The organism is Gordonia sp. 852002-50395_SCH5434458 (genome assembly GCF_001665905.1).
Classification (GTDB): Bacteria; Actinomycetota; Actinomycetes; order Mycobacteriales; family Mycobacteriaceae; genus Gordonia; species Gordonia jacobaea.
Genome location: NZ_LZTC01000098.1, coordinates 161,236 through 169,817, shown reverse-complemented (window position 1 = coordinate 169,817; position 8,582 = coordinate 161,236). Strand labels below are relative to the sequence as shown.

Genomic DNA, 8,582 nt, shown 5'->3' with positions numbered 1-8,582 from the left:
TATGCGATCGTCGGCAGCGTCAGATGTGTATAAGAGACAGGGCATGGGTGGGCTCGTCGGCGCCGACTTCGGTGGCGGACTCCTCGACTTCGAACTCGCGACCAACATCTACGACTTCGCCCACTGCAGTTCGCGATGCGACAGTTGCAGGTTCTCGTAGAACCGGTACGAGCGAACCAGATTCTGCCGATTGGCGCTCACACCTGCCCGCGGGTTCCACGACGCGAGATCGATCCCCGCGGCCTTCGTGGTGTCGGCGAGCCAGTACTGGAAGAGCAGCGCGCGATACGACGACGGCGCGATCGAGCGACTGCGCGCCTCGTCGAGCAGCGAGCGGAGCACAGTCGGATCGGTGGGCAACGCGGGGTTCACACCACCGGGCCCGTTCGACGCGTCCCGGTTGACGAGCGGCAGGTTCAGAACTCTGTCGAGTCGATCACTCGCCGACGCCTGCGGCGTCGCCGCGACCACTCCGACGAATCCGAGCGTGACAACCACTGCTGCGAGCAGAGATGTCCCCAAGAATCTGCGCATTGTTCCCCTCCACGTCATCCCCTACTTACTTGCAAGTAAGAAGAGTCTGAGACGCGAGGTTAATGCCGTCTCATTCGAGAACGCAAATCTGCTGCGCTCAGGTTGATCTTTCGCCTGCGGGACACGGTTGCTCAGCGAAACCCGAGAACCTCGTCGCCCCATGCTTCACGCAGCGGTCCGTCGAGATCGTCGACGACGCTGTCGTGAGCGTCGATGACCAGCGTCGCGCGACGGTCGGTGGCGAACGTCGGCCACGAGGGCGCTGCCGAGTCGAGACGGGAGTTCGGGTCGCCGTCGCGGATGAACGAACCCCACCGAGCCTGCATGTCCGCGGCGATCCGCTCACCGATCCGTCTGCCGCCGAGCCAGAACTGGAAGCCGGCCTTGCCGCTCGGAAAGTAGCCGAACAGATACGGCACCTCGGTGGCGTGCGACGCACGAATCCCGATGGCCCGCAACAGCCTTGTCGACCAGTCGAACCGATAGAGATGCACCGGAGCGACTCCCGCGTGCCCCTCCGCGGCCCACACCGTCGGCATCCGGAACGCCATGTCGCGCGCGACGTCGAGGCCCATGGACTTCGCCTTCGTGCCCGGATAGGCTGCCGCGACGCGCTCGGCCGTGGGGATCGAGACCTCCGGATACTCCGACGCGATCGCGGTGAACATCTGCACGATCGCGGGCTCACTGATGGGCAGCAATGGCGATTTCATGAACTTGAAGAGCGCGGCCTCGTCGCGATTGGTGCCGATGAGAAGTGGAATCGGCAGCGACTCGCCTTCTCGGTAGACGTCGATCGGATGTCGCGGCACCAGATCGCCGTCGACCACCGGCGAGAAGGGGATGGTGCCCGGATGTGCGGCAGGCACCCCGGTGAATGCCTTCATCGTGGCGGCGACCAACTTGTCGGTGTCCAACTCAGCAAAGCTCTCGATGTCGCCGCACGTTCCTCCGACGGCGGCGGTCAACCGCTCGACGACGAACCGTGCGCGTGCGCGGTCATACACCGACGTCACCGGCGAGCTCTGCGCGACGGCGCGGTGAAAGAGTCCCCGAGCGAGCGGCATCGTCAGCAGCGTCGTCACCATTCCGCCGCCCGCGGACTCGCCCGCGACCGTGACATTGTCCGGATCGCCGCCGAACGCGTCGATGGTGTCGGCCACCCAGCGCAGCGCGGTGAGGACATCGCTGAGGCCCGCGTTGGATTCGTATCGTCCACCGGCGGAGGCAGTGGGATCGGCAGCACCAGCCGTACCGGGTTCCGGAGCGCCGAGATCGGCAAAGCCGAGAGCACCGAGACGGTAGTTCAGCGTCACCACCACGATGTTCTGCGTCGACGCGAGATTCGCGCCGTCGTAGATGGGCTGTGTGCCCGCGCCGAAAACGTATGCGCCACCGTGAATCCACACCATGACCGGCAGTCGACGACCATCGCCTGCCGCTCCCTGCGGCGCCCAGACATTGAGGAACAGGCAGTCCTCGCTCTTGACCGCGTCGGGTGACAAGGGGACGCCCGGGTTCACTTGCTGGGGCGCCACAGACCCGAATGTCGTCGCGTCGACGGTTCCCGACGTCGGCTCGAGCGGTCGCGCGCGGCGCCACCGTAGATCGCCCGTCGGCGGTGTTGCGTATCGGATGCCACGCCAGACATCGACGTTGCCGGTCGTCTGACCCCGGTAGACCGTCTGGCCGGCCACTGCGTCGGCTGCACTGTTCACGCCGCAATGATAGGGAGCCATTGGCGGTTCGGCCTGCTGGTTTGTGCCAAAGGATCATCCGACCCCACACTTACGCGGGACATCGGATACGGGGCCCGGTGTGGGGAATCAGGCGTCGCGAGACACAACCGGGACGGGTGGAGCCCCCTGTCGGGATTGAACCGACGACCGCTCGCTTACAAGGCGAGTGCTCTACCACTGAGCTAAGGAGGCATGCGTGCGTGAGTATATCGGGCGCGCTGTCCGCCGCCTCACCGGGACGAGGCAGGCGACGATCGACACGATCGAACCGGGCAGCATCATGGTGGCACCGCGCCGCCCGATCGACCGGTTCGACGTCGGCGCGATCACCGAGGTGCTCGACCTCGCGACCAAGATCGGTGCCGTGCTCCTCGACTCGGGAACCGGCGCGATAGACACCTCTTCGCAGATCCGGTTCGTCGCGAGCATCTACGGCGTCGAGGATGTCGACGTCGACGTCACGTACAACACGATCGTCGTCGTCGCCCGACGTGGTGCGACCCTTCCCCCGATCACAACGATGCAGACGGTGCACTACCGCTCGCTCGACTTCACGCGTCTCGCAGCCGTCGACCGGCTGGTCCGTCGCATTCGCGACTCGGCGATCACACCGTCGACGGCACACCGGATCGTCGACCAGATCATCGCGGCCAAACACCCCTACCCGTACTGGGTCTCGACCTTCGCGTGGGGCCTCATGGCGTCGGGCATCTCGGTGCTCCTCGGCGGTGACGTGGTCGTGGCGGTCCTCGCTTGGCTCACCACCGTCGTCACGGTCACGTTCAACCGCCGACTCAACAGGATCGGCACACCGATCTTCTTCCAGCAGGTCGCAGGCGGTTTCATCGCCGTCGTACCCGCCGCGCTCGTGTACGAACTCGGCGAGAAGACCGGGTGGCAAAGCCTGTCGATCACCCCGTCACAGGTCATCGCCGCGGGGATCGTCGTGCTGCTGAGTGGACTCTCGCTGGTCGGCTCGGTGCAGGACGCCATCACCGGCGCGCCGATCACCGGCGTCGCGCGCTTCTTCGAACTGCTGCTCATGACCGGCGGCATCATCGCGGGAGTCGGTATCGGATTGCGCCTGATGAGTTCGGTCGGCATCTACCTGCCGACGATCACGTCGTCGACAGAGTTCGCACCTGTCGACGTCCCCATCCGCGTCGTGTCAGGCGCAATCGCGGCCTTCGCGTTCGCGCTCGCCAGTTATGCGGAGCGTCGTGCGCTGCCCATCGCGTTCCTGGGCGGTCTCATCGGCGCAGGCGTCGCGGCAGCGGCGTCGTTCCTACCGGTCGGCGACGTCATCGCCGCGGGACTCGCCGCCACCTGCGTCGGCCTCGTCGGCGGTCTGCTGGCCCGCCGCGCGCTGGTTCCGCCGCTGGTCGTCGCGATCGCGGGCATCACTCCCCTGCTTCCCGGTCTCGCCGTCTACCGCGCGCTCTACGGCGTGCTCAACGACCAGACGCTCACCGGACTCACCTGGATGGCCGCGGCGCTCGGCGTCGGCTGCGCACTGGCCGCGGGCGTCACGCTCGGCGAGTTCGTCGCACGCACGCTGCGACGCCCCCGCCTGCCCGTCGCACCCGACTGGGCGCGCCGCCGTCGCGAAGCACGCGCCGCACGACGACGCTGGTGAGGTGTCGGGCCCGACGAGGTCTTGAAGTACAGCCCATCGCCAGCGGGTAAGATCGGGTGTTGCGCACAGCACAACCTCGCGCAACAGCAAGCCGAGAGGACGAGATGCCCCCCAAGACCACTGACATCGCCGACGAAGAGCTGGAGCCGGTGGCCGACGAGACCGCCAACTCCGCACGCCGCGTTGTCGCCGCCTACGCCACCGACGCCGACGAGTGCCGGATGCTGCTGTCCATGTTGGGGATCGCTCCGGGCGAGAACGCCTGAGTCGTGAACCCGGGATCCGAAGAGGTATCCGAGCGTTCCGACACCGACGCACCCGCAACGTCGGGCGTGCACAACACGGAGGCCACCTTCGGCGCACGCCTCCCCGAACCCGGCGATTCCCGCTTGGGTCCGGCCGGTTCATCCGACGACCCGGGTTCTGAGTTCGTCGTCGTCGCCAATCGACTGCCCGTAGACAAGGTGGTCGACGCCGACGGCAACGTCACCTGGAAGCGCAGTCCCGGCGGCCTGGTCACGGCGCTCGAGCCGATCCTGCGCAAGCACAAGGGCGCATGGGTCGGATGGTCGGGAGCTGCCGAATCCGACACCGAGGAAGCCGAGGTCGACGGCATCAGCATCCGCTCGGTCCCGCTCTCGGCCGAGGAGATCGCCGAATACTACGAGGGCTTCTCCAACGCCACACTCTGGCCGCTCTACCACGACGTGATCGTCAAGCCCGAGTACCACCGCGAGTGGTGGAACGCCTACGTCGAGATCAATCGCCGATTCGCGGAGGCGACGTCGAAGGCTGCGGCGCACGGGGCAATCGTGTGGGTGCAGGACTATCAGCTTCAGCTCGTCCCGAAGATGCTGCGCATGCTGCGCCCCGATCTGCGCATCGGCTTCTTCCTCCACATCCCGTTCCCGCCGGTGGAACTGTTCATGCAGTTGCCGTGGCGCACCGAGATCATCGAAGGCCTCCTCGGGGCCGACCTCATCGGGTTCCATCTGCCGGGCGGCGCACAGAACTTCCTCTACCTGGCCCGACGCCTCGCCGGCCAGGCCACGAGCAAGGGCACTGTCGGCGTCCGGTCGCGCTTCGGCGTGGTGCAGGTCGGTTTCCGGACCGTTCGCGTCGGCGCTTTCCCGATCTCGATCGACTCCGGAGAACTCGACACCCAGTCGAAGTCCAAGGACATCCGATCTCGCGCCCGCGACATCCGCAAGGAACTCGGCAATCCCAAGACCATCCTGCTCGGCGTCGACCGACTCGACTACACCAAGGGCATCGATGTCCGGCTGCGCGCGCTGTCGGAACTGCTCGACGAGGGTCGTATCGATCCACACGACACCGTCATGATTCAGCTCGCGACCCCGAGCCGCGAACGCGTCGAGAGCTACGTCCGCATGCGGGCAGGAATCGAGCAGCTCGTCGGAAACATCAACGGACAGTACGGCGAAGTGGGCCATCCGGTGGTGGAGTACCTCAATCGGTCGGTGCCCCGCAACGACCTACTCGCCTACTACGTGGTGGCAGACGTCATGCTCGTCACGCCGTTGCGCGACGGGATGAACCTCGTCGCCAAGGAGTACGTCGCATGCCGCAGCGACCTGGGTGGTGCGCTGGTACTGAGTGAATTCACCGGTGCCGCAGCGGAATTGCGCACCGCATATCAGGCGAACCCGTACGACCTCGACGGGGTGAAGGACGCGATCGTCGCAGCCGTCGAGCAGACACAGGCCGAAGGCAAGCGTCGCATGCGGGCACTACGCAGGCAAGTACTCACCCACGACGTCGAGAAATGGGCGAAGAGCTTCCTCGACACCCTCACGTCGACAACGGAGACCACGTCGTCGGCCAATCGCGGAGTCCAGCTCGTCTCCAGCGGCAGCACAGACGACACCGACCGCGGGGACGAGAATTCGTGAGCGACACGGGAATTCCCGACGACCTGCGTGACGCCGTCGCACACACGGTCACCGTGTCTCGACTCTTGGTGTCGAGCGACTACGACGGCTGCATCGCGCCCATCGTGTCGCGTCCGCAAGACGCCAAGCCCAACACCGCGTCGATCTCGGCGATCCGCGCCGCGGGTGCGCTACGCGACACCGAGGCCGCGGTCATCTCTGGCCGATCGCTTCACGACCTACGCGCACTGTCGGGTCTCGACGACGACTCGGTCACCCTGGTCGGCAGCCACGGCACCGAGTTCACCACCGGGTTCGGCGAGCAGGTCACCGACGACGAGCGAGCCCTCCTCGATCGAATCGTCAAGGCGTTCAATGAAATCGCCGACACCCATCCGGGCACGACGGTCGAGGTGAAGCCGATCAGCGCCGCGCTGCATGTGCGCAACGCGGAACCCGACGTCGCCGACGACGCCCTCGCGAAGGCGCGGTCCGGGCCCGCGTCGTGGCCGGGGGTTCAGGTCACCGAGGGCAAGATGGTCATCGAGCTCGCGGTCATCGAGACCAGCAAGGGTCACGCGCTCGACATATTGGAGACCCAGTTCGGTTCGGACGCAACGGTCTACATCGGCGACGACGTGACAGACGAGAAGGCGTTCGCGCACCTCACCGGCGAGCACGACATCAGCGTCAAGGTGGGCGACGGCGATACCGGCGCCCGCTACCGGATCGCCGACACCGACGACGTCGCAACACTTCTCGCGCTCGTCGTCGAGTTACGTAAGCAAGCCCTCTAGGCTCGACTTACGCCGGTGCGGCGACCGGGTCGATCAGCGGGTCGTCGTGCGCGGAGCGCTTGTCTGTTTCGCGGATCACCTTGTGGACAAAGCCTAGCTTGCTGACAACCGGTTGCGGGATGACGAACGGGTACAGCGGCCGCGCACCCATCGCCTGATTGACACGGTTGAACATGGTGCCCAACCACTTCCAGTCGTACAGCAGACGTTCGATGGGTTGGTCGGCGTAGGACTCCAGCGGGATGATGTCGCGGTCCATCGCGAAACGCACCTGGTCGTTGTCGAGCCGAACGCCCGATTCCCGTGCGGTGTCGATGGTTCCGGTGATGTGCAGATAGTGGGCGAAGCATTCCGCGAAGTCTTCCCACGGGTGCATCGTCGCGTACTCGGAGATGTAGGACTCGGCCCAGTCGGCAGGCGCGCCGAACTTGTAGTGACGGTCGATGGCGTCGCTGTAGCTCGCACGTTCGTCGCCGAAGAGTTCACGGCACTTCTCGAGGTATAGGTCGGCGCCCTCGCCGTTCTCGACGAGAATGCTCTCGTAGTAGTGGCCCACCTCGTGCCGGAAGTGTCCGAGCATCGTCCGGTACGCCTCGCCCAGATCCACGCGCAGCCGCTCGCGATACGCGTCAAGGGTCTCGGAGAGGTCGATGGTGACGACGCCGTTGGCGTGCCCGATCGTCACCGGCCTGCCGAGCGTCTGGCTCGACAGCAGATCGAAGGCCAGCCCGCCGTCGGTTCGCCAGAAGGGTTCGACCGGCAGCCCGAGATCGACGAGCTGATAGACCAGCATGCGCAGATCCGACAGCGCAGATGGCAGCTTCTCGCGACCGATCGGGTCGTCGGCGTCAGGAATCTTGCGCAGCAACGAATCCGGGAAGCACCGGCCGCGCATCCCCGCGTCCTCCTCGGAGAACTCGGCAGGGGTCATCCAGTTGCAGCCGCTGTCCCAATTGATGCAGCGCACCCAGCGTGCGCCGTCGATGTCGACGCCGTCGTCAGAGGCGACGACCAGTGATCGACTCGGCAGGTGGATGCCGACCGTCGTGCCGCAGTTGGGGCATTGCTGTCCGAGAAAGCCCGACAGCGCATTACAGATGGGACATGTCAGTGCATGCATGGGTTCATCGTATGCTGATGCGCTCTTTTCCACTGTCAATGGGCAGCTCGCCACGGACTGTCGCCATGACCTGGTAGTTGTCCAGCGAGATCGAGCCGTTGTGGTTGTCGAGGAAAGCGGTGTCGGCGGCGTCGCGGCCGGTGGCGATGCGCACGAGGCTCTGTCGCGGCGACAGCTTTGTCGCATCGACCACGACCCACTGCCCCTCGATCAGCGCCTCGGCGACAGCGTGGAAGTCCATCGGGTCGCACCCGGGCGCGTACACGGCGACCAACCGGGCGGGAATGTTCAACGCGCGCAACAGCGCGACGACGAGGTGCGCGTAGTCGCGGCACACACCCGCACCCGCGAGCAGCGTGTCGACGGCGCCGTCGATCGGGTCGCTGGCACCCGGAATGTAGTCGAGGCGGTCTTCGACGAATGCGGTCACCTGATCGAGGAGTTCACCGGCGGGGAGCGAGGCGTCGAACTGTCCGGCGGCAAAACCGAAGAACTTGTCGCACTCGGCATATCGGCTGGGGCGCAGGTACATCGAGCGGTCCGTCGGTGCGACCGCCACCGGATCGGCCGGTGCGGTCACGGACGCGGTGTAGTTGACGGCGACGACACCCGACTCCACGTTCAGCCGATGGATTCGACCGCCGTGCGGATCGATGATCTCCTCCGGGGTGATCTCGTCGCCGTTGACGGCTACGACGAGCTTTTCGTCGAGCTCGATGCCGGGCATTTTCGCCACGGCAATCTGCATCTCGAGTTCGGTCGGTGCGGTCACAGAAATCGACATGGTTGCGGAGACGTCACGCGGCAGCGTCAGGGGGGAGCTCGACATATCGCTCACTGTAAGGGCGAATTGCCCATCACGCG

At 65.8% G+C, this 8,582-nt stretch carries 7 protein-coding genes, 1 tRNA gene and 1 pseudogene; 4 read left to right on the top strand and 5 right to left on the bottom strand.

The annotated features are described in order from the left end of the window. Positions 1–117: 117 nt before the first annotated feature. The 3 genes and pseudogenes from A5785_RS21685 to A5785_RS21675 all read right to left on the bottom strand — a co-directional run. Positions 118–534 (bottom strand): annotated as a pseudogene (locus tag A5785_RS21685) (hypothetical protein); the annotation flags it as partial. Between the two features lie 131 nt (positions 535–665). Then, the gene (locus tag A5785_RS21680; RefSeq protein ID WP_231894122.1) at positions 666–2,252 is read right to left on the bottom strand and encodes a carboxylesterase/lipase family protein; all 1,587 of its coding nucleotides are present in this window, start codon (positions 2,250–2,252) and stop codon (positions 666–668) included. A gap of 138 nt (positions 2,253–2,390) precedes the next feature. Continuing rightward, positions 2,391–2,465, bottom strand: a tRNA-Thr gene (locus A5785_RS21675). Between the two features lie 4 nt (positions 2,466–2,469). On the opposite strand from A5785_RS21675, the gene A5785_RS21670 reads away from it, so the two are divergent. The 4 genes from A5785_RS21670 (at position 2,470) to otsB (ending at position 6,598) form a co-directional block, all read left to right on the top strand. After that, complete coding sequence (locus tag A5785_RS21670; RefSeq protein WP_064868929.1) at positions 2,470–3,909, top strand: threonine/serine ThrE exporter family protein; 1,440 nt, start codon at positions 2,470–2,472, stop codon at positions 3,907–3,909. Positions 3,910–4,013: 104 nt separating this feature from the next. Next, positions 4,014–4,175, top strand: coding sequence for a hypothetical protein (locus tag A5785_RS23575; protein ID WP_005172211.1), 162 nt, complete (start codon positions 4,014–4,016; stop codon positions 4,173–4,175). Positions 4,176–4,298: 123 nt separating this feature from the next. Beyond that, a complete protein-coding gene (locus tag A5785_RS21665; protein WP_049698023.1) occupies positions 4,299–5,822 on the top strand; it encodes an alpha,alpha-trehalose-phosphate synthase (UDP-forming) in 1,524 nt (507 codons plus the stop codon). Then, positions 5,819–6,598 (top strand): trehalose-phosphatase, encoded by a 780-nt coding sequence (otsB, locus tag A5785_RS21660; RefSeq protein WP_064868931.1) that lies wholly within the window; start codon positions 5,819–5,821, stop codon positions 6,596–6,598. The genes A5785_RS21665 and otsB overlap by 4 nt, the downstream gene beginning before the upstream one ends. Before the next feature lie 7 nt (positions 6,599–6,605). On the opposite strand, the gene A5785_RS21655 is transcribed toward otsB, so the two are convergent. Next, positions 6,606–7,718 carry a zinc-binding metallopeptidase family protein gene (locus A5785_RS21655; RefSeq protein ID WP_049697655.1) on the bottom strand — a complete coding sequence of 371 codons (1,113 nt, stop codon included), beginning with the start codon at positions 7,716–7,718 and terminating at the stop codon, positions 6,606–6,608. Positions 7,719–7,722: 4 nt separating this feature from the next. Beyond that, positions 7,723–8,547 carry a transglutaminase-like domain-containing protein gene (locus A5785_RS21650; protein WP_197494476.1) on the bottom strand — a complete coding sequence of 275 codons (825 nt, stop codon included), beginning with the start codon at positions 8,545–8,547 and terminating at the stop codon, positions 7,723–7,725. Positions 8,548–8,582 lie beyond the last annotated feature (35 nt).

Bases quoted from the DNA above. Each gene is read 5' to 3' on its own strand.
- A5785_RS21655 (WP_049697655.1), bottom strand. From the start codon at position 7,718: ATGCATGCACTGACATGTCCCATCTGTAATGCGCTGTCGGGCTTTCTC.
- A5785_RS21650 (WP_197494476.1), bottom strand. From the start codon at position 8,547: ATGTCGAGCTCCCCCCTGACGCTGCCGCGTGACGTCTCCGCAACCATG.
- A5785_RS23575 (WP_005172211.1), top strand. From the start codon at position 4,014: ATGCCCCCCAAGACCACTGACATCGCCGACGAAGAGCTGGAGCCGGTG.